The following is a 24024-nucleotide window of genomic DNA, read 5'->3' as shown; positions in this document are numbered from 1 at the left end:
GGAGCTGCGCTGGCCGATCGGGCTCAGTCTCAGTCGCCTGACAGCTGCAGGCGCATGAAGGCGAGATCGAGCCATCGGTCGAACTTCAGCCCGACCTCGGTGACCACCATTGGCTCACCGAATCCGAGCCGCCGGTGCAGCGCGATCGACCCGGCATTCTGCGCATCGATCGCCGCGATCATGACGTGGATGCCCCGCTCCTTCGCCAGGCGGATCAACTCCACCATCAGCACCATCGCCACGCCCTGTCGCTGGAAGTTCCCCGCGACGTACACGGAGTTCTCGACGGTCAAGCGATACCCCGACTTCTCCCGCCACGGGCCATACGCCGCGTAGCCCGCGAGCACCCCATCAACCTCAGCGATGATGACAGGATGCCCGGCAGCCTGCCGTGCGGCCAGCCACCGTTCGCGGTCGCCGCGTTCGACCTCGATCTCGGTCCAGATCGCGGTCGTCTCGCGGATGGCGTGGTTGTGGATCTCGAGGATGGCATCGAGGTCGGAGTCGTCAGCGGGCCGAATCTGCATCCATCAATGATCGCGCATCCCGATCGGGAACCAGCACGGAGGCCAGCGCTGAGACGACGGTGGCTGCCGCCACTGTCAGCCCTGCGGCGAGGATAGCCCCGGCAGGACTCACGATCGATTGGCCTGCCAGCGCCTGCCAGGTCAACACCAGCACGGTGGCAGCGTAAGCGACGACAGCCACACGCACCAGCCGCAGGCGAACCAGCGGTGAGGTGAGCCGCGGGATCCTGCGCGACAGCAGTTCGAGCGTGATCACGACGATCGGCAGCACCTGGAGGGCGTGCATGCCCACGAAGTGCGGGATGCGGAGGTCACCGGCCACGGTGCTCCAGCCGAGCAGGAAGAGGCCGGGGCCACCGTCGGCGACACCGACGGCGTGAGCGCCAGCGACGCCCTGGAAGTCGTCAAGCTGCTGCGCGGTGGGTCCCGTCATGAGGAACGCGAGGCCCATGCCCACGAGCGCGATGATCACGCCCGCCCTGATGGCGAGGGTTCTCGCGCGGTCCCCCAGCGGGTTGCGGAACAGCGCGATCCCCACGACAAGGGTCATCAGCCAGACCACCACGATCGACAAGGCCATCACCGACCAGAGAACCGAGTGCAACGGCGTCGATACGTTGAAGTGGCTGGTGTCGCCGAGCGCTGCCGCCCCCGCGATGATGACCACCTCGATGACCAGGCCGATGACGCTGACAGTGCCAGCGATGCGGGCGAGCCGGCGCATCCTGTGCAACTGCCCGATCAGCCACGAGAGCGTCAGCGCATAGATGCCGATGGATAGCGCAAACTTCAGCGGCTTGGCCCAGAGGGGCGCGCCGAGCACCTCGCGCGGGTCGATGACCATCCCGACGATCGCGACACCGGCGAGGGCAGCCATCCCCACCGCGAGCCACAGCAGGGGCCGGTGGCCGGTCATGACTGCACCTGGGCGTAACGTCGGCGCGCTTCGTCTTCCTGCGCCATCCGGCGAAGCCCCGCGAAGAGGGAATCGCCGAGCACAGTTCCGACGACGACGGTCTCAGACATCCGCATCCTGCTGGGTTGCAGTCCCACGGAGGCCAGGTCTGCTGCGGCAACGATCATCGCCGCGCGCGAGTACTCCGGCAGCACGCTCAGGATCTCTTCGTGGTCGAGTTGGACGTACGAGTCGATGACCCGCGCCGCCATCCCTCGCCCGGGATTGTCCGGAGATACCTTCCAGCCCAACGTTTCGGTGATGGTGTCGATCTCTGACACCCCACGCGTGGTTGTCGCCGGTAGTTCGACCGATCCGGGAATGGCGCGCTGGGCGACTCCCATCGCCCAGTCCATCGGAATGTCGGATTCGGCGGCGGCGAGCACGGTGCGCACCGTAGCGACTGACAACCCTCCGACATCGACGAGTGCGCGGATGAGTCGCAGCCGATCGACGTGCTGTGTGTCGTACTGGGCCTGATTCGGGCTGGTCCGTTCTGGCTCGGGGAGCAGTTCTTCGCGCTGGTAGAACTTGATGGACGCGATGCTCACGCCGCTGCATTCGCTCAGTTCCGATATCTTCATGGTCGATAGTGTAACTATCGGTAGTGGCACTGTCCATAGTGGCACTGTCCATAGCGGCACTGTCCATAGTGGCACTGTCCATGTGTTGACGTGCTGATCGACGTCTCGACATACGGCGAATGGAACAATTTCTGCTCCGTCAGGGGCTGCACGAGGTCGGGCAACCCGCCATGAAAATACCTGGCTTGTCTTTCGCGTTGACGGTTGCCATCGCCACTCCGAGACCGAGCTGTGTCAGACGGCGACGGCCGCAACGAGCGCGTGGGCCTGCGTGAGGGAAGCGGCTCCGGGAGGGAAGCGGCTCCGTGAGGGAAGCGGCTCCGGGAGTGCTGCCTGACACGAGCAGCCCTATGCAAATTATCTGGCTGGGGTACCTGGACTCGAACCAAGAACAAAAGAATCAGAATCTTCCGTGTTGCCAATTACACCATACCCCACAGGGCCCCACCGAGGTCGGGCCGACTGCCAACTTTAGCGTACCGCAGGAGTGATGTCGTACTCGACGGTGCAGGACCCCGACTGGCCGCAGTTGGCGCTGGCCGCTACACCCATCCCAAGCCGCTGCCCTGGCGCCACAGTGAACCCGAAGGGCTCCCCCGCCGCCACCGACCTGTTGACGTCGGCGAAGATCGCATCGGTATCCAGGGGTTGCCAGCCGAATTCAGCGGCCTCAGCCCCGAGGGTGTTGACCGCAAGCCTGAACGGGAGGATCTCGCTCGACTGCGCGACGATGTGCGAGATCTCCCCTCCGCTCGTGGTGATGTCGAGCTGGCTCACCGTGAACCGTTTTCCGCCGAAACCTTCACCACCGCCGTTGACGATCAGGTAATAGTCGTTGTCGGTGTCGAAGTTCTCGCTCGGGCCGATGGTGGTCGTGCCGTCCGCCGCGAGGGCGAGGGACGCCGCATCCGTCGGCAATCGTGACAGGTCGATGCGCACATCGCGCGACCTCTCGATGTAGGCGAGTCCGTCGTCAGTGAAGGATGACCAGTTGAGCTCGGTCACCTCCCCCACGGTCGGCGCTGGCGCCGGCCCGCCCAGCCCGTTGCCGACGAGCACGGCGGAGGTGATGCCCACCCCGGCGACGATCAGCACCAGCACGGCAGCAGGAATCCATCCCACCCAGCGTGGACGATTTCGCTTCACGTCGAACGGCGTCATGCGTCCACCATTGCTCGGGCGCCTCGCCTCGACTCGAGCCCGACGAGGATCATGTGCGGCACCGTGAGGCCGGCGAGGCCGATGAAGACGATCTGCAGCAGCCGGTCATCCACGGCGACGACCGGGCCTGCAGACAACGACACGAGCAGGACGGCTACCGCAGCCAGGATCGGCACGGCCGTGTACAGCACGACGATGAGGGCCGTCAGCCGACCGCGGCTCTCGGCACGGAAACCGGACCGCAGGTGCCGCACGCTGTGAAGTGCGCAGAAGTAGATGGCGAAGAACACCAGCGGCGGCGCGACGACGGCGAGGAGAGCAGCGAGAACAAGCTCCACCGACTCGTTCGGTCGTCGACGGCGGAACGCGAGCACTGCCCCGACGAGCATTCCGATCAGGGCGACCGGCGCTATCCAGAATTGCACTGTCGAGATCGCCTCCCCGCCGCCCGGGGCCAGCGTCTCGTAGAGTCCGGCGACCTCGACCCTATGGCCCAGGGAGGGCAGAGAGAGCAGCCCCACGCCTGCAGTGATGCGAAGCCAGATCGGTCGGTCGCCATTCCAATCTGCCCCGAAATGCACGGCAGACACGGCCAGGAACACCACGAGGCTGGCGATGGGGTTCAGCAGCCACAGCAGCACGACCGCAACCACGGCACCGAGATAGCCGAGGTTGAAGACCGCGAACCCGGCTGGCCCCTTCCACAGCCCCAGCCGACGGGCGATGAGCGGATCCAGTGCCCCATGTGGTAAGCCGAGTACCGCGGCGAGCACGCCCAGCACGACCACCTGAGCCTGGAGGGGCGGTGCCACAGCCGGGGTGAGGAACACCACCACGGCAACCAGGGAGAATCCGCAAAACAGGTACGTCTCCAGCGGGGGACGCCGTACGGCGATGGTCGTCATCCTGCAACCTCCTCGGTATGTTGAAAAAGCTCGGGCCTGCGAGGCAACTCGGCGAGGAACGGCAACAGCGGGAGGCTGGCGATGATGCGTGCGTAGTCGCCGATCGTCGCATGGTCGCTGAGAAAACGCACGAGCCGTTTCGGGGGAACCCTGCTGGCAAGCGACAGGAAGTAGTCACCGGTCTTTGCGGGCCGCGCGCGAACGGCCTGCAGGAAGATCCTGTCCATCTCCCTGCGATCCCACGGCTCTGGTGGATGCCCGACCGGCGCCCGACCGCGTATCAACTCCCTGGCGCAGTGCTCGGCCCAGCCCTGGATGCGCAGGAACGCGTAGCCCGACGCGGCCCTCAGCGCGCCACCCCCCATCCCGGCCTGCACCACCCCGGGCAGAGTGCCTGGCACCCCAGGGGGCCGTCCCATCGACAGCACACCCCCTTCGCGCCGGATCACTCGCGCAGACGCGAGGCCCTGCCCGGCGAGCACGGTGTCGAGCCCGGCCACCAGGTCGGCTTCGGGCAGCGGCGTGACGCTGAACCTGGTCCACTCGATCACGGCACTCGTGGGAGTCAACGGCAGAATGTAGGTGAATCCGAGACCGGTATCGTCGGAGCGCATCCCGGTCATGAGTCCAACTTCGTCGATGTCGAACGGAAGCGGTGCATCAGACTCGATCTCGACGCCCGCAAAGCACTGATAGAGCATCGCCGGAAGTCGCCGAGGTCGGGTATCGACCACCCAGCGGGTCATGAGGTCGCCCGAATCGGTCTGCACTCGCAGGCCATCGCCCGCCTGTTCGACGGCGGACACCTGCACCCCGGTGCGGATCGAGATGGATGTGGATGACGCCACCCGGCGCAGCGCGTCGGCATAGAAGTCAGACCCGCGAACATACTGGTAGCGCAGTCCGGGGACCGAACGGGTCGAGGTGCGCCCGTCGGTGCCCGCGAAGGTCCACGACGACCATGACTTCGACACGAGATGGCTGAGGTCGTGGTGCTCTGGCCTCCAGAAGCACCAGCTGCGATCATCCACGTAACCGGTCCTGGCCTCGAGCACGACCACCCTCAGCGTCGTGCGAGCGTCGGCCAGCCGCGATGCCAGCGAGAGGCCGGCACAGCCACCGCCGAGAATGACAAGGTCGACGTCATGATCGGATGGCACCGTACCACTCTAGGCTTTCCCGGCGCGTGCTCTGCCCCGTGACTAGAGGCTCGCTCGAAGCCTCTCGATGCGCCGCAGGGTGGATTCGCGACCGAGCAGTTCCATCGACTCGAAGAGCGGCGGGCTGATGCGACGGCCCGAGACTGCCGTGCGCAGCGGGCCGAAGGCCAGGCGCGGCTTCATGCCCCTCGACTCGATCAGTTCGGCGCGAAGTGCCGCTTCGATATTCTCCGTGTTCCACGGCGCGACGGCAGGCAGTACGGCGGACGCCGCATCCAGAACATCGACACCGTCGGTGCCGGGCATAGCGTCGGCGGCGAACGTCAGGTCGTCGTCTGCGGTGAACAGGAAGGCCAGCAGTTCGCGGGACTCGCCGAGCAGTTGCATCCGCTCCTGCACGAAAGGTGCGGCCGCGAGCAGCATGGCGCGGTCGCCGTCATCCTTCAGCATGTCGGCGACGTAGGGCTCGAGTCGTTTGGCGAATTCGTGCACCTCGAGGAGGCGGATCTGGTCGCCGTTGATCGACTCGGCCTTTTTCACGTCGAACCTGGCGGGATTCGGGTTCACATCGACGACGTCGAATGCGGCGACCATGTCCTCGATCGAGAACACGTCACGGTCTGCCGCGATCGACCAACCGAGCAGCGCGAGGTAGTTGATGAGCCCCTCGGGGATGAACCCGCGATCGCGGTGGTGGAACAGGCTCGACTCGGGGTCGCGCTTTGACAGCTTCTTGTTCCCCTCGCCCATGACGTAGGGCAGGTGGCCAAAACGAGGGATCGCGGTGGCGACTCCGATCTCGATGAGCGCGATGTAGAGCGCGATCTGGCGCGGGGTCGATGACAGCAGGTCTTCGCCGCGCAACACGTGCGTGATTCCCATGAGCGCGTCATCCACAGGATTGACGAAGGTGTAGAGGGGCGCACCGTTGGGCCTGACCACGACGAAGTCGGTGAATGATCCGGCCGGAAAGGTGATCTCGCCACGCACGAGGTCGTCGAAGCTCAGGTCGGTATCAGGGACGCGGAGGCGAAGGGCCGGCTGGCGCCCTGCGGCTGTGAACGCAGCCTTCTGCTCGGCGGTGAGGTCGCGCTCGAAGTTGTCGTAACCCTGCTTGGGGTCACGGCCGGCGGCCACGTTGCGGGCCTCGATCTCTTCCGCGGTCGCGAATGACTCGTAAAGGTGGCCGGTGGCCTTCAGCTTCTCGATGACCTCGAGATAGATGCTGGTGCGCTGCGACTGCCGGTACGGCTCGTGTGGCCCACCGACGTCGATGCCCTCATCCCAATCGATGTGCAGCCAACGCAGCGCGTCGAGCAACTGCAGGTAGCTTTCTTCGCTGTCACGCTCTGCATCGGTGTCTTCGACGCGGAAGACCATCGTGCCACCGGTGTGCCGGGCGTACGCCCAGTTGAACAGGGCCGTGCGGATCAGTCCGACATGCGGAGTCCCGGTGGGCGACGGACAGAACCTGACGCGCACGTCGGTTCCTGCGGCTGTGGAGAATAAGGCGGTCATCGCCGTCAAGTCTACGAGGAGGTGAGCACGGCAACAGATACCTCAGCACAACTGCCAGCCCGGCAGGTCAGCCGCGCCAGGTCAGCCGCGAACCGGGTTGCTCAGGATGCCGATGCCGGAGATCTCAATCTCGATAACGTCACCGTCGACCATCCTGCCCACGCCAGCGGGCGTGCCCGTCAGGATCACATCGCCGGGCAGGAGGGTGAACGCCGCGGACACATAAGCGACGATCGATGCGACGGAGTGCACCATGTCGGTGAACGGGGCGCTCTGACGGGACTCACCGTTGAGCCGCGACTGGACGGTGTTGGCCGCGACCTCGAACTCGGTTTCGATCACGGGGCCGAGCGGGCAAAAGGTGTCGAAACCCTTCGCCCGTGCCCACTGGCCGTCGGACTTCTGCAGGTCGCGCGCCGTCACGTCGTTCGCAATCGTGTAGCCGAAGATCACCGAATCGACGTCTGCCTCAGCAACGTTGCGGGCAATACTTCCGATGACGATGGCGAGCTCGCCCTCAAAATCGACACGCTTACTCTGGCGGGGAACCACGATGGCGTCACCGGGGCCGATCACCGAGGTGTTCGGCTTCAGGAAAAGCAGGGGCTCCTTCGGAACCTCTCCCCCGAACTCGGCGACATGATCCACGAAGTTTTTACCGACGGCGACGACCTTCGATCGCGGGATGACAGGGGCCAGCAGCTTCGCCTCCGACAGCGGCACCCGCTCATCGGTCGTCTCGAAGCCGGCGAACATCGGGTCGCCCTTCAGCACGACGAGCTCGTCGCCGTCGACGATACCGAACCGGGGGTCCCCGGCTGCGCCAGAACCCGAGCGCATGCTGAAGCGTGCGATCTTCACGAACTAAACCTCGCTGTCGAGCCTCGTCAGCCAGCCGTGCGTGTCAGGGCGGCGGCCGTACTGGATGTCGGTCAGCTCCTCGCGCAGGGACATAGTGAGCTCACCGGCGGGCGCATCCGCATCGCCGATGGTGAACCCCTCGGCCTTGAACTGCGCGATCGGGGTGACGACCGCTGCGGTGCCGCAAGCGAACATCTCCACGATGTCGCCGGATGCCACACCCTCACGGATTTCGTCGATACCGACCCTGCGGCGCTCCACCGTCAGCCCGCGGTCGACACCGAGCTGCAGGATCGAGTCGAGCGTGATGCCCTCGAGGATGCTCGGTGAATCCGGAGTCACGAGGCGGCCGTCCTTATAGACGAACACGACGTTCATGCCGCCGAGCTCCTCAAGGTACGTGCCCTGCTCGGCATCGAGGAACAGCACCTGCGCGCAACCGTGGTCGTACGCCTCCTGCTGCGCCACGAGCGACGACGCGTAGTTACCGCCGGTCTTGGCTGCACCCATCCCGCCCCTGCCCGCGCGGGCGTAGCTGGTAGACACCCAGATCGACAGTGGATTGACGCCGCCGGTGAAGTAGGCGCCGGCGGGGCTCGCAATCACGTAGTAATTGACCTTCGCGGCCGGGCGCACGCCGAGGAAGGCCTCCTTCGCGAACATGAACGGCCGAAGGTACAGGCTGGTCTCGGGGGCGGAGGGCACCCAGCGCGAGTCGACCGCGATGAGCTGCCTCAGCGATTCGATGAAGTCTTCGGTGGGCAGCTCGGGAAGCGCAAGACGGCGGGCCGAACGCTGCATGCGTGCGGCATTCGCCTCGGGCCGGAATGACCAGATCGACCCGTCGGCGTGCCGATAGGCCTTCAACCCCTCGAACACCTCCTGGGCGTAATGGAGCACGGCGGCTGCCGGATCGAGGGCGATGGGGCCGTAGGGCTGCACGCGTGCCCGGTGCCATCCACCCTTCTCGCTCCAGCAGATGTCAACCATGTGATCGGTGAAATGCTTGCCGAAACCGGGCTCGGCCAGAATGTCGGCATGCTCCTGCTCAGAGCGGGCGTCCTGGTTTTTCTTCACCAGGAATTGGAGTGATACGGGCGCGAGCAGGTTCTTCATGGGGATCCTTCATGGATTTGATTGGACGTACTACTAATTCTGCGCTACCGCAGCCGCAATCGCAGAACCAACCTCCGCCGTCGATCGTGCTGTCGCGCCCCGCGACGCGAGGTCGGCTTCCACGGCCGCCGTGACCTTCGCCGCCGCATTCTGCTCGCCGAGGTGCGACAGGAGTAACGCGACAGAGAGGATCGCCGCGGTGGGGTCAGCCCGCTGCTGGCCTGCGATGTCCGGTGCCGAACCGTGAACGGGTTCGAACATCGAGGGGAATGTTCCGTCAGGGTTGATGTTCCCCGAGGCCGCCAGCCCGATACCACCGCTGATTGCGGCCGCGAGATCGGTCAGGATATCGCCGAAGAGATTGTCGGTGACGATGACGTCGAATCGACCCGGGTTGGTCACCAGATGGATCGTCGCGGCATCGATGTGCTGGTACCCCACCTCCACCGCGGGGAATTCGAGAGCCACACGGTCTACCGTGCGCTGCCACAGGCTGCCGGCGTGGGTGAGCACGTTCGTCTTGTGCACGAGCGTGAGCTGGTTGCGGCGCGCCACCGCCTGGGCGAAGGCGAAGCGCACGACCCGCTCCGCACCAAACGCCGTATTGATCGACACCTCTGTCGCGATCTCGTGCTCGGTTCCGACCCGGATGCCACCACCATTGCCGACGTACGGCCCCTCTGTACCCTCACGAACGACCACGAAGTCGATGGTGCCGGGGTCGGCGAGCGGCGACGCCACACCGGGGAACAGTGCCGTCGGACGGAGGTTCACGTAGTGGTCGAATGCGAACCTGAGCTTCAGCAGCAACCCACGCTCGATGATCCCGCCGGCCAGCCGTGGATCACGCGGATCTCCGCCGATCGCCCCCAGCAGGATCGCGTCGAACGGCGCCAACGATTCGAGATCGGCATCGCCGAGGATGTCACCGGTGGCCAGGAAATGCCCGGCGCCGAACGGGAACTCGGTGGTCGCGGCATCCACCCCCGTCGCCTCGAGCACCTTGAGCGCTTCTGCGATGACCTCAGGGCCGATGCCATCACCGGGAATGACTGCGAGATTCAGGGTTGGTGCCATGGATTCACAGTACCGTTGCGTGGCAACCCGCCCGGCCCGGCGCAAAGCGACTAGCCGCGGGCCTTCCGCAGGGTGAGCAGGGTGACGGTGATGGCCACGATCATCATGGCCGCTGCGAACCACGAGGTCACCGTCACTCCGGAATCGAAAGCGCTGCGGGCCGACTCGAGCAGGGCCTCGCCCACGCCGCCGGGGAGGGCGGATGAGACCTCGACAGCGCCACCGAGGGTGTCGCGAGCGGCCTGCGCATCCACCGCACTCACACCGTTCGGAATCACGATCGAGCTGCGGTAGAACGCGGCCAGGATGCTCCCCAGCACGGCCGTTCCCAGCACTGCGCCGAGTTCGTAGGCGGTCTCTGAGACACCGGATGCGGCACCGGCCTTCTCCGGGGGCACACTGGCGATCACCATGTCGTTCGCCAGGGTCTCCGCGGCCCCGATTCCCGCTCCGAGCAGGCAGAAGGCGACGATCAGCGTGGTGACCGTGGAACTGCTGCCGATGATCGCCGTCATCGCGTATGCGGTGAAACACAGGCCGAGCCCAGCGGCCATCACGAAACCGGGACGCACGATCCGCACCAGGGGAACGGCGAGCAGTCCCGTCACGATGATGATAACCACGCCGGGGATGAGCACGAGCGCCGCATTCAGTGGCGACAGCCCGATCACCAACTGGAGATGCTGCGTCAGGAAGTAGAGGAACCCGACGAGCGAAAACACGCTCACCAGGTTCACGATGACCGCCCCGCTGAACGTCGGCACCCTGAACAACCGCATATCGAGCATCGGGTTGGGCTGCGCGAGGAGACGGCGCACGAAGAACACCCCCGAGAGCAGCCCGATGGCGACAAGCGCGATGGGCAGCACACCGATGCCGTCGGTGGCGACACTCTTGATCGCGTAGACGATCGGTGTGAGGGCGGCCATGGAGAGCAGGATGCTCACGAGATCGAACGGGCCGGGTGACGGGTCGCTGGATTCCGGCACCAGCAACGGCACGAGCACCAGCAGTGGCAGCAATACCGGCACGGCTATCAGAAACACCGATCCCCACCAGAAGTGCTCGAGCAGCACCCCGCCCACGACCGGGCCGATTGCTGAGCCGGCCGAAAAACCAGCCGCCCAGATGGCGATGGCCAGCCTGCGCTGCCGACGGTCAGTGAAGAGGTTCCGCAGCAGCGACAGGGTCGACGGCATGAGCATCGCCCCGAAGAATCCGAGCAGCACGCGAGCGGCGATCAGCAGGTCTGCGGATGGCGCGAAAGCCGCCAGCGCGGACACCGCACCGAATCCCACGGTGCCGATCATGAGCATCCTGCGACGGCCGAAACGATCGCCGAGGTTGCCCATAGCCACGAGCAGGCCAGCGAGCACGAGTGGATACGCGTCGACGATCCACAACTGGCCGGCAGCACTAGGACGCAGATTTCTTGAGATCTCGGGAAGCGCGAAGCTCAGCACGGTGTTATCGATCGAAATGAGCAGAACGGGCAGCATCAACACCGCAAGCCCGGCCCACTGGCGCGGACCCGCTTTCACGGTTACTTCGTCAACAATCACTGGATTACTATACCGTCCAGACGGTACAGTATCCAGTTATAGTGTCGGTATGACCTCCACAACCTCGACCAGGGACCTGATCCTCGACGCGTTCGAGTCGATCGTCATCGACAACGGGGAACGAACAGCCACCCTCGACGCGGTGGCTAAGCAGGCCGGCGTCTCCAAGGGCGGCCTGCTCTATCACTTCGCATCGAAGAACGAACTCGTCGACGGCGAGATCCAGAGGCTCACGAAGCTGGCCGAAGAAGAGGTGGCCGAGTTGATGGCCGCACCAGATGGGATGGTCTCGCGATTCATGCGCCTCTCGATTGCCGAAGACACCCCGCTCGATCGCGCATTTACGATCGCCAGCCGGCTCGCACAGTCTGGCCGGTATCCCAACGTCATCGTCGCCCTCGAGAAGGTGGAGAACACCTGGCTCCGGATGCTCACCGACGCACTCGGGGATCCGGTCGTGGCGCGGATGGTGCTCCTGATGAGCGACGGCCTGTACTACCGCTCAGCGCTGTTTCCCAGCGGAGAAAACGTCACACCAGACACCGATGAGCTGCTGGGCGCCGTCGACCAGCTGATCGCCGCGAGATCGCACCGCTAGCGCACTTTCGACGAAGGACACAACCCCCTGTTGCCGCGCCACCGTCGGCCTAGGCTTCTCCCATGAGTATCGGAACCGGAATCGTCCTTTTCGTCATCGGCGCAATCCTTGCCTTCGCACTGAACCTGCAGGTCGACTTCATCGACCTCCAGCTGGTCGGCTATCTCCTGATGGGAGCTGGCGCGCTCGTCTTCATCATCGGGCTTATCCTGATGCTGCGTAAGCGCCAGTCGGTCACCACGGTGCACTCCGGTGTCGACGATAACGGCCGTTCCGTTCGGGAGCATCGCACCAGCACCACCCCCGACGACATCTAAACCCACAGCCTGCACGCTTCAGGCCTGCTGTGGTTCACGCCTCCAGGATGTCGATCTCCTTGAGCAATGTCGCGTCGATCGCCGAGCGCACCTTGTCGAGTAACTCGACCGGCACCGGCGAATCGACGGTCAGCACGCTGAGAGCCTCGCCGCCAGCCTTCCGACGGGCAATCTGCATGCCCGCGATATTGATATCGGCGTCACCGAACTCCTTGCCGTAGACGGCCACAATGCCGGGGCGGTCGACGTAGGTCATGACGATCAGATGCTCCGCGAACGGCACCTCCACGTCGTACCCGTTGATCTCCACGATCTTCTGCGCCTGTTTGGTGCCCGTGAGCGTGCCCGAGACGGAGACCTGTGTTCCGTCGGCCAGGGCACCGCGGATCGTCAGGACATTGCGGTACTCCTCGCTGACGGCATCCGTCAGCAGTCGTACGGTGATGCCGCGCTGCTCCGCGAGAAGGGGCGCATTGACGTAGCTGACCGACTCGCTGACGATATTCGAGAAGATGCCCTTGAGGGCGGCGAGCTTGAGCACGTTGACGTCGAATTCGACGATCTCACCGCGGACCTCGATATCGATGTTGGTGATCGGGTCGTCGGCGAGCGCCGAGAACACCTGACCCAGCTTCTCCATGAGCGGGATGCCGGGACGCACGCTCGGGTCGATGACCCCTCCCGCGACGTTGACGGCGTCAGGCACGAGTTCACCGTCGAGGGCGAGTCGCACCGACCGGGCGACTGAGACGCCGGCTTTCTCCTGTGCTTCATCGGTGGACGCACCGAGGTGCGGGGTCACGACGACGTTCTCGAGAGCAAGCAGGGGCGAGTCGGTGGGCGGCTCGTTGACGAAGACATCAAGACCGGCTCCGGCGATGCGACCAGACTTGAGCGCCGTGTACAGCGCATCCTCATCAATCAGGCCGCCCCGGGCCACGTTGATGATGAATGCCGTCGATTTCATCAGCGCAAGCTGGTCAGTCGAGATCATGCCGGTCGTCTCCGGCGTCTTCGGCATGTGGATGGTGATGAAGTCAGACTGGGCGAGCAGTTCATCCAGTCGAAGCAGTGTCACGCCGAGCTGCTGGGCACGTGCCGAGGTCACGTACGGGTCGTACGCCACGACGTTGGTGCCGAAGGCCTGCATCCTCGCGGTGATGAGCGCACCGATGCGCCCGAGCCCGATGATGCCGATGGTCTTCTCGTAGAGCTCGACGCCGGTGTATTTCGAGCGCTTCCACAGGCCCTGGGCCAGCGCACCGTGGGCCGCGGGGATGTGGCGGGCGAGGCTCAGGATGTGACCTACGGTCAACTCGGCGGCCGAGATGATGTTCGAGGTCGGAGCGTTCACGACCATCACACCGGCGGTCGTCGCCGCCTTGATGTCGACGTTGTCGAGACCTACGCCGGCACGGGCGATCACCTTGAGGATGGCGCTTGCCGCGATCGCCTCTTCGTCCATCTTCGTGGCGGAGCGGATCAGCACTGCGCTGGCTTCCGCGAGCGCCGCGAGCAGCGCCGGCCTGTCGGTGCCGTCGACGTATCTCACGTCGAAGTCGGGGCCAAGGGCCTCGACGGTAGCTGGGGAGAGTTCTTCGGCGATCAGCACGATCGGCTTGGCCACGGGATCGAGTCCTTCGATTAGGTGGAAGTTGAATGGCGCGTTGACCGCGACCCCAGCAAACTTTACTGCAGGCGGAGCGCATATCTCGGCGCATGACGGCTCGCGACCGCTGTGGGCACGAGACAGTTCCGTCGACTCGATGAGCGACTGCCTCTGAGCGTCCAACTTTCTGTGCCCACTCCGAGCTCGCCAGCCCGAGCGGCTTGGAGACGCTCGTCATACGGCTCGCCCATAAAAACTCCAGGGCCGATGCAGAGAGAATGGATCGTGCCTCCCGCAGTCGTCGACGTTATCCGGTTCATCGTGCTCGCCGCCATCGTCGTCGTGTTCGTCGTAATGGGACTGAATCACTTCAGGCCGAAACCGGCCAGGATCATGGCGAAGATGATCCCGCCGTTCCTCAGGTTCGAAAGGCCCTTCAGGCCTATCGTCCTCGTCTACTTCACGGGAGCGTGCGAAGTGCTCGGTGGCATCGGGCTGGCCGTGCCGGTCACGCGACCGGCTGCCGCGATCGCCCTCTCACTGTTCCTCGTGGCGGTGTTCCCTGCAAACATCTACGCGAGCCAGCATCCTGAGACCTTCAGGTCACTGTCGATCCCGTTCTGGCCGCGACTGGCGGCACAGGTGGCCCTGATCGGCCTGATTCTCTGGGTCGGCCTCTTGTGATGTCTCGAAAGATTCAGCGCGGCACAAGCAGGATGGTCGGGCGCAGCACGTCTTCGAGTGCGATCACGCCGAGGCCGAGACCCGAGGTCACCGCGAGACCCACCACCAGCACCACCGCCTTCACCAGCAGCGGTCGCCCTCTTCCCAGCAACAGCGCGATCACAAACACGAACACCGGGACCGCCACGCCGATGATGAGCAGCCACCACGGCACATTCTCGCTGCCGAATCCCGCGTAGTCGTAGAACCCCGGCAGGGCGACGAGGTTGGAGACGGCCTCCCAGGTGTCCCACGCGAAGAAGAGCCCAAACACCACGGCGAGCACCACAGTCGAGATCACGCGCCTCATGCCGTCCACGCTCCCAGCACGAACGGCCACGGGGCGACCACAACGAGCCCCGCCAGCAGCCACAACAGCCTCACGATCGGTCGGCGACCCTTCGTCAGCATGAACGCCGCAACGAACCACGCCACCGGGCTGACGATCGCAAGCGCCTCCCCCAGCTGCAACATGATTTCGGTCAGCGCGTCGGCCGACGGCACGCTCAGGGCGTTGAGTCGCTGCAGGGCGATCACCCACCCCGCCAGGTAGATCAGGTGAACTCCGCCCAGGATGCCGTAGGTGACGAGAAGCACAGCGGGCAACTGTGGCGCGGTCTCGACGTCCCTCCGAACGCGAGCCGGGGTCGGCTCGGGCCGCTCATCGCCGGCCCAGGCGAACGCATCCTCTTCGGGCTCGGGCAGCCCTGAGCCGCTAATGGGCCAGCCTCAGTTCGATGACCTCGACGACATGAGGGAACAGTGGATGCGTCGGCTCGAGCCCCGTGACCGACTCGGCCAGGGCATCCGCCGCCGCTCGACTGCGCAGCATGACCTGCAACTCGACGCTCCCCGCATCCTCCTCCACGTCGAAACGGGGCGCGGCTCCGACCGCGTTGGGCAGGCTCCAGGCCTCGAGGCCGTGCTCGGCGAGTTCCACAGCCGGCCCGATGACACGGTCCCCGCGGCTGAGCTTGCGCAGCGGGCCTCGCCCCACGCGCTCGCTGGTGCGTGCCCCGAAACGTACAGCCGTCTTCGCCATGCCACCGACCCTATCCCCGTGCGCTGCCCGTTGGCTGGCTTCGCGCTGGCGCTGCTTTCGGAAATTCAGGAACGCCCGGCGATGACAGGTACTCGGGCGATGTGTCACGGCGGATTCCGTGCTGGCTTCCTGAATTTCCACTGTGCACGTCGGTTGCGCGGGTCGGTTACGCGGATCGGTTGTGCGGGTCGGTTATGCGGATCGGCTGTGCGGATCGGTTATGCGGGTCGGCTTGCGGATCGGCGGGAGCTTTGCCGGGCACACCGTAATCGCGACACCCACGCTGGCCGCCGCCCGGCCAGATGAAGGAGATATCGCGGATGCCGCGGTCATTGCCCCTGAATTCCGGGCCGTCGAAGCGCGCCGGCCGTCCTTCGGCACGAATGTCCTTCATGTGGGGCGGTGCAGGGCTGCATGCCGCTCCGCGCGGATTCCCCGGCTGACACACATCGTGGCGTTACACCAGCGACACATTCATGCTGTTGACTCGGAGGCATATGGATTTGATCGACGTTCGCGAAGTTCGGGTGGCCCATTCCCGCGCCGACATGGTGCTGCGCCCGGGCGAACGCGCCATGGGCGGCGGCACCTGGCTGTATTCCGAGCCACAGCCGGGGCTGACCGGAATCCTCGACCTCACCAGCATGGGCTGGGAGCCGGTCACGCGCACCTCCGAGACCATCACGGTTGCCGCGACCTGCACGATCGAGACGCTGCGAGCGCTGCCGGAGCCGCTGTTCGAGCAGTGCGCAGACTCCCTACTCGCATCGTGGAAAATCCAGCGCACGGCAACGGTCGGCGGCAATATCGCGCTCGCTCTGCCTGCCGGCCCGATGACATCCCTCGCCTCAGCGCTCGACGGTATCGCCGTGATCTGGACCGCGGATGGCGGCGAACGCCGCGTGCCCGTCACCGAGTTCGTGACCGGGGTCGTCACGACGGTGCTGGCCCCTGGCGAGATCCTGCGCGCCATCGAGATTCCGGCGGCATCGCTACACCGGACGGCATTCAGGCGCATCGCCCGGTCTCCGATGGGACGCACCGGTACGCTCGTGATCGGTCGGATGGACACCTCGGGCGAGACGGTCATCACCGTGACGGGTGGCACGACCCGACCCCGCCAACTCAGGTTCGACGCCGCGCCCGGGGCGGAGGATGTCGCATCCGCCGTGGATGCGATCGACGACTGGTACGACGACCCGCACGGCGCCCCCGACTGGCGACGCGCCATGAGCATGCTCTTCGCCGAGCAGATCCGGCAGGAGCTGTCATGAAGTTCACCATCAACGACGAGACCGTCGAGGCTGAGGCGCAGCCCGGCCAGGTGCTGCGCAGCCTCCTTCGTGAGCTCGACCATTTCGACGTCAAGAAGGGTTGCGACGCTGGCGACTGCGGCGCGTGCACCGTCCTGCTCGACGGAGGCGCGGTGCACTCCTGCCTCGTCCCCGTGCACAGGCTCGAGGGCTCGAGCGTCACCACGGTGTCCGGGCTCGGGACAGCTGATGCCCCGCATCCGATGCAGCAGTCGTTCGTGGCGGCCGGTGGGTTCCAGTGCGGATTCTGCACGGCGGGGCTCGTGGTCACGGCGTCCACGTTCACCGAGGATGACCACGACGACCTCCCGCGACTACTGAAGGGCAACCTCTGCCGCTGCACGGGTTACCGCTCCATCCACGACGCGATCATCGGCGTCTCGAACACCGCGACGGCGAGCGCGGGTGAAGCCGCCGGAGCCTCGATCGCTCCCCCGGCGGCCATGCGCGTGGTCACCGGCACCGAGCCGTTCACGCTCGACGTGAAGACGACGGGGCTCGTGCACCTCGCGGTGCTCGGCAGCCCCCATCCGCATGCCAGGATCGTCTCGATCGACCCGAGCGCGGCCGAATCCATCGACGGCGTGCATGCCGTGCTTACCCACCACGACTCCCCCGGTGTGCACTTTTCGACGGGTCGGCATGAGGATCGCAACGATGATCCGGATGATTCGCTCGTCTTCGACCGGATCCTGCGGTTCCGCGGCCAACGCGTCGCAGCCGTGGTCGCCGATACCGTCCGCATCGCCGAGCTCGCGCTGGCGGCCATCGCGGTCGAATACGAGCTGTTGCCCGCCGTGTTCGATCCCCAGCGCGCGCGCGAGCCCGGAGCCCCGCTCGTGCACGGCGACAAGGGACCGGAGTCACGCATCGCCGCCCCTGAGCGCAACACCGTGGCCGAGTTCCACGGTGAACTCGGTGACGTCGACGCCGCGGTCGCGAGCGCGGCGGCCTCGGTCAGCGGCACCTGGACCACCCCGCGCGTCAACCACGTCGCGCTCGAGGCCCACGCCACGAGAGGCTGGATCGACGCCGACGGCCGGCTCGTATTGCGCACCTCCAGCCAGGTTCCTTTCCTCGTCCGCGACGAGCTGTGCCACATCTTCGGCCTCGAACCGGAGCGCGTGCGTGTGTTCACTGCGAGGGTCGGCGGCGGATTCGGCGGCAAGCAGGAGTTGCTCACTGAAGACCTCGTCACGCTCGCGGTCATGAAGACCGGCAGGGCCGTGCAGTACGAGTTCACGCGTGAGGATGAGTTCACGCTGGCTCCGACGCGGCATCCGATGCAGGTTTCCGTGACCGTCGCGGCGAGCGCCGATGGCACGCTGACCGCCCTTGCCGTAGACCAGCTCATGGACACCGGTGCCTACGGAAACCACGGCATCGGCGTGATGTTCCACTCGATCCACGAGTCCGTCGAGGTCTATCGGTGCGCGAATAAACGGGTGGATGCGCAGTCGGTCTATACGAACAACCTGCCCTCCGGCGCGTTCCGCGGATACGGGCTCGGGCAGGTCATCTATGCGATCGAATCGGCGCTGGATGAACTGGCTCGCGAACTCGACATCGATCCGTTCGAGCTCCGCCGCCGCAACGTGATCGTCCCCGGCGACAACTTCGTCGTCACGGATGCCGAAGCCCAGAGCGACCTCTCGATGGCCAGTTACGGCCTGGACCAGTGCCTGGATCTCGCCGAGGCCGCGCTCGACCACAGCCTCACGGGGCCCGTCGGCTGGCCGGTCGGCACAGGCATGGCCCTCGCCATGATCGCGACCATCGCCCCGCGTGGGCACTTCGCGACCGCGACGGTCTCGGTGCTGGATGACGGCGGCGGGGTCGTGACAGACGCCGTCTTCGAGATCGCGGTCGGTACCGCCGAGTTCGGCAACGGCACCACCACGGTGCATACCCAGCTCGTCGCGACGGCGCTCGGAACCACGGTCGACCGCATCCGGATCAGGCAATCAGACACCGATGCGACCAGCTACGACTCGGGCGCGTTCGGCTCGGCCGGGGTCGTCGTCGCTGGCAAGGCGTTGCTGGTGGCCGCAGAGCGGCTGCACGAGACGATCGATCGGGACGGGCTCTCGGTCGGGCTATCGGCCACCGCCGACCACGACGGAACCCCCCGCAGCGTCTCGTTCAACGTGCACGCCTTCAGGGTCGCCGTGAATCCGGCGACCGGCGAGGTGCAGATCCTGCAGTCGATCCAGGCTGCGGATGCCGGAGTGGTGCTCAACCCCGAGCAACTCCGGGGGCAGATCGAGGGCGGAACGGCACAGGCCATCGGCAGCGCCCTGTTCGAGGAGGTGCTGCTCGACGGCGAAGGCCGGGTCACGACGACCGCCCTGCGCAACTATTACGTGCCCCGCTTCGTCGACCTGCCTGTCACCGAGGTGCTGTTCGCCGACACCTTCGACCCGCTGGGGCCGCTCGGTGCGAAGTCGATGAGTGAAGCTCCGTACAACCCGGTAGCCCCGGCGCTCGCCAACGCGATCAGGGATGCGATGGGGGTGCGCAGCTTCGAGCTGCCCATGTCGCGCGATCGACTGTGGCGGCTGGCATCCGCGCAGGAAAGCTAGCCCTCAGGCGCTGACCTCGCTCGACTCGGTGTGGATCGACCCAGTGGTGACCGCCAGCGGCAGCGCAGTGCTGTCGGTGCGCGCGGCGAGCACCTCAGCGAGAATCGACACAGCCGTCTCCTCGGGCGTGCTGGCGCCGAGGTCGAGCCCGATGGGCGAGTGCAGGCGCAGCATCGCCGACTCGCTGACGCCGCGTTCACGAAGCGAGGCCACGCGGCGGTCGTGCGTATTGCGGGATCCCATCGCGCCGACATAGGCAACCGGCAGTTCGAGCGCGAGCGCGACGAGTTCGGCGTCGAACCGGGCGTCGTGGCTGAGAATGCAGATCGCGGTGTGCTCGTCGACCTCGGTCGTTGCCAGGTATTCCGTGGGCCAGGACACCACGACCTCGGCCGTGGGGAACCTGGTGGATGTCGCGAACAGCGGCCGGGGGTCGCACACCGTCACGCGGTAGCCCAGTGCGGTCGCGGCGGGGGCCAGGGCCACCGAGAACTCCATGGCTCCGAAGATGATCATCCGGGGCCTCCTCGGAGGACGCACCACGAACACCTCGGCGGCATCGCCCTCGCTGTCGCACACGATGGTGGTGATGCTCGTGCGCTCGCGAAGCGCCGTCACTATGGCCGGAGTCACGAGCTGTACATGGATGCGCAATTGCCCCCCGCAGGTGAGGCCGACGCTGAACGCTGTCTCGTCGCTGACCCCGAAGTCGATGGTGCGAGCCACGCCATCGTCGAGCACGAGCTCGCACGAGTCGACCACTGAGCCCTCGACGCAGCCTCCCGCGATGCTTCCGATCACCGCTTCACCGTCGTACGCCATCGAGGTGCCGACGGTGCGCGGAGCGCTGCCATCGATCGCAACGGCGGTCGCGACGACGAGGGTGCGCCCGGCGTCCACTGCGGCGAGGAGACGATCAGCGATGTCGAACATGGGCCAAGCGTTGCACATTCGCGTTTCGTTAGCGTTACGAGAGCCCGACCATTTTCGCGCTCTCCTCCCACAGCCTGTTTGCGAGCCCTGTCTCGTAGGCCTGCGGATTGGCCTTCGTGACGCGGCGCTTGCTGAAATAGACCCCCAGCGGCCAGTCCACGCCCGGGCGGGAGGTGGCAAGCCAGACGAGGGTGTCAGCCCCGGTTTCGGCCGATCCGAGGAAGCGGCTCAGCACCGAGCGGTAGACGATGCGCAGCGGGCTCGAGCTGTCTGCGGCGAAATTGGTGGCGATGACGCCGGGATGGAAAGACGCGGAGTGGATGCCCTGCTCGCGAAAGCGGAAATCCAGTTCTCTCGCGAACAGGATGTTGGCGAGCTTCGCGTCGCCGTATGCCTTGTTCGGCGAATACTTCCTGGCGTTCTGCAGGTCGTCGATGTCGAGCTTCGCGTAGAGCTGGTTCGCCACGCTCGCCGTGCCGATCACGGTCGCGCTGCTCGCAACGAGGGTCGGCATCAGCAGGTTGGTGAGCAGGAACGGGGCGAGGTGGTTGACCTGCAACGTCTTCTCGAAGCCGTCTGCCGTGATCTCGCGCGCGCCCATGATGCCACCGGCGTTGTTCGCGAGCACGTTGATATGGGGATAGGCGGATTCCAGCGTGGCCGCGAGCTGACGTACGTCATCCAGCTTCGAGAAATCGGCGACGTGGAACGGTGCGTCGAGTTCTTTCGCGATCGCTTCGGTCTTCTGGGGTGAGCGACCCACGAGCACGATCGTGTCGCCCTTGCCGGACAGCTCCCTGGCGGCCGCTGCCCCGATACCGTCGCTGGCCCCGGTGAGGAGGATGGTCCTGCCTGGCATTCTCGTGCTCCTGTCGTAGCGAGCTTTCAGCGTAAACGTTTGCAACCGGCTCGCCGGACGGCCCGTCATACGCCGGACACATCACGGTGCTACAAACGATTCCATGCTGATCATCACGAACGCGACAGCGATCGTCATCGACGTCGCCACGGAGTCGAGCGGCGACCTGCACTTCGCCGACGCTCCGGATGATGCCATCGACGCGACAGGCTGCGTCATCACCCCGGGCCTCGTCAACGCGCACCACCACCTGATGCAGAGCGCATTCCGTACCATGCCCGGTACGCGCGGGGTTGCCATGTCGCACTGGTTGCCGACGATGGCGGCCGCGTATGCGCGGGCGGGAGTGGACGCGGAACTGGCCGCCGCCGCCGCATCCGTCGGTATCGCGGAGGGGCTGTTGTGCGGCGTGACCACGGTCGCCGATCATCACCTCACCTGGCCGAGTGGTGCGGATTCTGTGGCCATCGCGACAGCGGTCGCAGCAACGGCGCGCCTGCTCGGCGGTCGACTCGTGTTCGTGCGCGGCGCCGCTCGGGATGATCCCCAGGAGGCTGCGGCATCGGTCGAAGCCATCGTGCAGGCGCTGCTGCCCGGCCCCACTGGCGTCGGTCGTGGTGGTGTCGGTCCTGGCGGCGTCAGTGACGACGGGATGCTGCAGCTCGCGGTCGGCCCGGCCGGCGTGCACAGCGACCCTCGCGAGACCTTCGAACTGCTGGGCGAGGTGGCGCTCAGGCACGGGCTGCGCCGACGCACCCAGGCCAATGAGCAGGTGGATGTCGCCATCGCCCTGGAAAAGTACGGCAGGCGGCCGATCGAGCTTCTCGAGGAGTGGGGCTGGCTGGCCGACGATGTCACACTCGCGCACCTGTGCGACGTGACGACCGACGAGATCCGGCGGCTGGCGGCATCCGGAATCACCGCAACCCACGCCCCAGGCTGCGACCTGCCAATGGGATGGGGAATCGCACCCGTCGCCGCACTCCAGGCCGCCGGTGTCGTCGTCGGTCTCGGCACGAGCGGCGGCGGCAGCAACGACGCGGGCCAGCTGCTCGCCGACGCGAGGCTGGCCATGCAGGTGGCTCCGCTCGTGGGGCCGCCGATACCGGCGCGCGCCGTGCTCGGGATGGCGACCGCCGGTTCCGCTGCGGGACTCGGCCGCGCAGAGCTCGGGCACCTGCGCGAGGGTTCGGCCGCCGACCTGTGCGTCTGGGACGTATCGGGAGTAGCCGATGCCGGAGTCGCCGACCCGGTGGCCGGGCTGCTCTGGGCCAACCCGGGGAGACGCCCGAAGCATGTCGTGGTCGCCGGTCGTGTCGTCGTGCGCGACTACCGGCTGGTCACCGCAGACGAACGTGACCTGGTTGACGCCCTGAACCGGCGCCTCGCCCGCACAACCTAAAGTTCGAGCGTCAGCTTCGGTCCGGCCGAACGGGAGACGCAGACGTACATCACGTCGTTGGCCGCCTGTTCGTCTGACGTGAGGATCGAATCGCGGTGGTCGATCTCACCATCCATCACCCGCACCTCACAGGTACCGCACGTGCCCTCGCGACAACTCGACAACACGAGCACGCCAGCCTCCTCCACGACCTCGAGGATGCTGCGCCCGGGTGGCACCGTCAATTCCAGGCCCGAGAACGCGAGCTCCACCTCGAACGGCTCGGCCAGCACCGGCGCCTCCAATTCCTTCGGCGCGAAACGCTCCACCTTGAGCTGCCTGCCGGTCGCGGCGACCTCGACGGCTTCGATGAGTCGAGCGGGACCACAGCAATACGTTGTGGTGAACGGGGGCAGATCCGCGAACAGGGCAGCGAGATCCATCCGCTGGCCCTCGTCGCCTGCGTACAGTGTCACCCGGCCGGGATACGCATCCTGCAACTCGCTGACCAGGGCCATGGTCTCGCGCGAGCGCCCGGCATATTCGAGCCTGAAGTCGACGCCGACGGCTGCGGCGGATGCCAGCATCGTCGAGATCGGTGTGATGCCGATGCCCCCGGCGATGAACAGGTATCTCGTGCCGCGCTCTGGGATGAATTCGAAGTGGTTTCGCGGGCCCGACACGCGGATGGATGCTCCGATCTGCAACGAATCGTGCACCCAGAGGGAACCACCCCGACCGCCTGGCTCCCGGAGCACGCCGATACGCCAGGTGTCAGACCCTGGTATTCCGCACAGGGAATACTGGCGTGAATCGCCATCCGGAAGCAGCAGATCAATATGCGCTCCGGGTTGCCAACGTGGCAGCGGGCCGCCATGAGGGAGTTGCAGGTCGATGAATTCAACCTCGGCCGCACCCCTCGTGCGGCCGGTCACGACCATGCCGAATGCTGAATCGTCGAGAGCGTTCATAATTGGGGTTTCTCCTTGGTAACGAACAGCCGATACGACAGACAGCCAGATAACGAACAGCCGGTATGACGAACAGCCGTTATCCGGTGGAGTCCAGTGCAGGTGATCGATATGGTGTGCCGCCAACGTAATAGAGCGCATCACCCGCGCGCAAAACGGCGAGCTGCCGGCGATGAGATCCATCCGGGAACGCCGTCAATCACGGTGATTAATTCGTCTTCGTCGTTGACGAAAAAGTCGCCGCCCACGAGGGTGTTTCTGGTGAACCCC

At 65.8% G+C, this 24024-nt stretch carries 25 protein-coding genes and 1 tRNA gene; 6 read left to right on the top strand and 20 right to left on the bottom strand.

Translation table 11 applies throughout. The features are described from left to right. Nucleotides 1–29: 29 nt before the first annotated feature. The 12 genes from IEW81_RS09770 to IEW81_RS09715 all read right to left on the bottom strand — a co-directional run bounded on the left by IEW81_RS09770 (nt 30) and on the right by IEW81_RS09715 (nt 11426). On the bottom strand, nt 30–527 hold the full coding sequence (locus IEW81_RS09770; protein ID WP_097059709.1) for a GNAT family N-acetyltransferase: 498 nt from the start codon (nt 525–527) through the stop codon (nt 30–32). Further along, a complete protein-coding gene (locus tag IEW81_RS09765) occupies nt 508–1443 on the bottom strand; it encodes a hypothetical protein (RefSeq protein ID WP_097059708.1) in 936 nt (311 codons plus the stop codon). The genes IEW81_RS09770 and IEW81_RS09765 overlap by 20 nt, the downstream gene beginning before the upstream one ends. Further along, nucleotides 1440–2066, bottom strand: a complete 627-nt coding sequence (locus IEW81_RS09760; RefSeq protein ID WP_097059707.1) for a MerR family transcriptional regulator — start codon at nt 2064–2066, stop codon at nt 1440–1442. The genes IEW81_RS09765 and IEW81_RS09760 overlap by 4 nt, the downstream gene beginning before the upstream one ends. Before the next feature lie 362 nt (nt 2067–2428). After that, nucleotides 2429–2503: transfer RNA gene (locus IEW81_RS09755), tRNA-Gln, on the bottom strand. A gap of 34 nt (nt 2504–2537) precedes the next feature. Then, nucleotides 2538–3227 (bottom strand): hypothetical protein, encoded by a 690-nt coding sequence (locus IEW81_RS09750; protein ID WP_097059706.1) that lies wholly within the window; start codon nt 3225–3227, stop codon nt 2538–2540. After that, nucleotides 3224–4132 (bottom strand): Brp/Blh family beta-carotene 15,15'-dioxygenase, encoded by a 909-nt coding sequence (locus IEW81_RS09745; RefSeq protein WP_097059705.1) that lies wholly within the window; start codon nt 4130–4132, stop codon nt 3224–3226. The genes IEW81_RS09750 and IEW81_RS09745 overlap by 4 nt, the downstream gene beginning before the upstream one ends. Continuing rightward, nucleotides 4129–5292, bottom strand: coding sequence for a lycopene cyclase family protein (locus IEW81_RS09740; RefSeq protein WP_097059704.1), 1164 nt, complete (start codon nt 5290–5292; stop codon nt 4129–4131). Before IEW81_RS09740 ends, IEW81_RS09745 begins: the two co-directional genes overlap by 4 nt. A gap of 42 nt (nt 5293–5334) precedes the next feature. Then, entirely contained in the window at nt 5335–6810 is a 1476-nt protein-coding gene (gene gltX, locus IEW81_RS09735) for a glutamate--tRNA ligase (RefSeq protein WP_097059703.1), read from the bottom strand. 81 nt (nt 6811–6891) lie between these two features. Next, complete coding sequence (locus IEW81_RS09730; RefSeq protein ID WP_097059702.1) at nt 6892–7671, bottom strand: fumarylacetoacetate hydrolase family protein; 780 nt, start codon at nt 7669–7671, stop codon at nt 6892–6894. Between the two features lie 3 nt (nt 7672–7674). Further along, nucleotides 7675–8787 carry a branched-chain amino acid aminotransferase gene (locus IEW81_RS09725; RefSeq protein ID WP_097059701.1) on the bottom strand — a complete coding sequence of 371 codons (1113 nt, stop codon included), beginning with the start codon at nt 8785–8787 and terminating at the stop codon, nt 7675–7677. Nucleotides 8788–8820: 33 nt separating this feature from the next. Beyond that, complete coding sequence (locus IEW81_RS09720; RefSeq protein ID WP_097059700.1) at nt 8821–9864, bottom strand: 3-isopropylmalate dehydrogenase; 1044 nt, start codon at nt 9862–9864, stop codon at nt 8821–8823. A 50-nt stretch (nt 9865–9914) separates the two neighbouring features. Beyond that, nucleotides 9915–11426: an MFS transporter gene (locus IEW81_RS09715; protein ID WP_229671340.1), complete on the bottom strand. Its 1512-nt coding sequence runs from the start codon at nt 11424–11426 to the stop codon at nt 9915–9917. 49 nt (nt 11427–11475) lie between these two features. Between IEW81_RS09715 and IEW81_RS14650 the strand changes: the two genes are divergently transcribed. Together IEW81_RS14650 and IEW81_RS09705 are read left to right on the top strand one after the other, a co-directional pair. Continuing rightward, nucleotides 11476–12024 carry a TetR/AcrR family transcriptional regulator gene (locus tag IEW81_RS14650; RefSeq protein WP_268236647.1) on the top strand — a complete coding sequence of 183 codons (549 nt, stop codon included), beginning with the start codon at nt 11476–11478 and terminating at the stop codon, nt 12022–12024. A gap of 62 nt (nt 12025–12086) precedes the next feature. Further along, entirely contained in the window at nt 12087–12341 is a 255-nt protein-coding gene (locus IEW81_RS09705) for a DUF6458 family protein (RefSeq protein ID WP_097059698.1), read from the top strand. 34 nt (nt 12342–12375) lie between these two features. On the opposite strand, the gene serA is transcribed toward IEW81_RS09705, so the two are convergent. Further along, on the bottom strand, nt 12376–13968 hold the full coding sequence (gene serA / locus IEW81_RS09700; protein ID WP_097059854.1) for a phosphoglycerate dehydrogenase: 1593 nt from the start codon (nt 13966–13968) through the stop codon (nt 12376–12378). Between the two features lie 267 nt (nt 13969–14235). Between serA and IEW81_RS09695 the strand changes: the two genes are divergently transcribed. After that, nucleotides 14236–14634, top strand: a complete 399-nt coding sequence (locus IEW81_RS09695; protein WP_229671339.1) for a DoxX family protein — start codon at nt 14236–14238, stop codon at nt 14632–14634. 13 nt (nt 14635–14647) lie between these two features. On the opposite strand, the gene IEW81_RS09690 is transcribed toward IEW81_RS09695, so the two are convergent. The 4 genes from IEW81_RS09690 to IEW81_RS09675 form a co-directional block, all read right to left on the bottom strand. Further along, nucleotides 14648–14983 carry a hypothetical protein gene (locus IEW81_RS09690; protein ID WP_143544617.1) on the bottom strand — a complete coding sequence of 112 codons (336 nt, stop codon included), beginning with the start codon at nt 14981–14983 and terminating at the stop codon, nt 14648–14650. Beyond that, entirely contained in the window at nt 14980–15270 is a 291-nt protein-coding gene (locus IEW81_RS09685) for a hypothetical protein (RefSeq protein ID WP_097059695.1), read from the bottom strand. The genes IEW81_RS09690 and IEW81_RS09685 overlap by 4 nt, the downstream gene beginning before the upstream one ends. Nucleotides 15271–15388: 118 nt before the next feature. After that, the gene (locus tag IEW81_RS09680; protein WP_097059694.1) at nt 15389–15715 is read right to left on the bottom strand and encodes a mannitol-1-phosphate 5-dehydrogenase; all 327 of its coding nucleotides are present in this window, start codon (nt 15713–15715) and stop codon (nt 15389–15391) included. A 166-nt stretch (nt 15716–15881) separates the two neighbouring features. After that, nucleotides 15882–16109, bottom strand: a complete 228-nt coding sequence (locus tag IEW81_RS09675) for a hypothetical protein (protein WP_097059693.1) — start codon at nt 16107–16109, stop codon at nt 15882–15884. A gap of 103 nt (nt 16110–16212) precedes the next feature. Between IEW81_RS09675 and IEW81_RS09670 the strand changes: the two genes are divergently transcribed. Both IEW81_RS09670 and IEW81_RS09665 read left to right on the top strand, forming a co-directional pair. Beyond that, nucleotides 16213–16989, top strand: a complete 777-nt coding sequence (locus IEW81_RS09670; RefSeq protein ID WP_097059692.1) for an FAD binding domain-containing protein — start codon at nt 16213–16215, stop codon at nt 16987–16989. Next, entirely contained in the window at nt 16986–19610 is a 2625-nt protein-coding gene (locus IEW81_RS09665) for a molybdopterin-dependent oxidoreductase (protein WP_097059691.1), read from the top strand. The genes IEW81_RS09670 and IEW81_RS09665 overlap by 4 nt, the downstream gene beginning before the upstream one ends. 3 nt (nt 19611–19613) lie before the next feature. Here the strand turns inward: IEW81_RS09665 and IEW81_RS09660 are convergent, their stop codons facing one another. Beyond that, on the bottom strand, nt 19614–20543 hold the full coding sequence (locus IEW81_RS09660; protein ID WP_097059690.1) for an XdhC family protein: 930 nt from the start codon (nt 20541–20543) through the stop codon (nt 19614–19616). Between the two features lie 34 nt (nt 20544–20577). Then, entirely contained in the window at nt 20578–21402 is an 825-nt protein-coding gene (locus IEW81_RS09655; RefSeq protein WP_097059689.1) for an SDR family NAD(P)-dependent oxidoreductase, read from the bottom strand. 103 nt (nt 21403–21505) lie between these two features. Between IEW81_RS09655 and IEW81_RS09650 the strand changes: the two genes are divergently transcribed. Beyond that, complete coding sequence (locus tag IEW81_RS09650) at nt 21506–22804, top strand: amidohydrolase family protein (protein ID WP_097059688.1); 1299 nt, start codon at nt 21506–21508, stop codon at nt 22802–22804. On the opposite strand, the gene IEW81_RS09645 is transcribed toward IEW81_RS09650, so the two are convergent. Continuing rightward, nucleotides 22801–23754 (bottom strand): PDR/VanB family oxidoreductase, encoded by a 954-nt coding sequence (locus tag IEW81_RS09645; protein ID WP_218839964.1) that lies wholly within the window; start codon nt 23752–23754, stop codon nt 22801–22803. The genes IEW81_RS09650 and IEW81_RS09645 overlap by 4 nt on opposite strands. Nucleotides 23755–24024: the final 270 nt, after the last annotated feature.

This window comes from Salinibacterium xinjiangense (assembly GCF_014645015.1).
Classification (GTDB): domain Bacteria; phylum Actinomycetota; class Actinomycetes; order Actinomycetales; family Microbacteriaceae; genus Rhodoglobus; species Rhodoglobus xinjiangensis.
The sequence above is the reverse complement of the archived record's forward strand: the minus strand, read 5'-3'. Positions and strand labels throughout refer to the sequence as shown.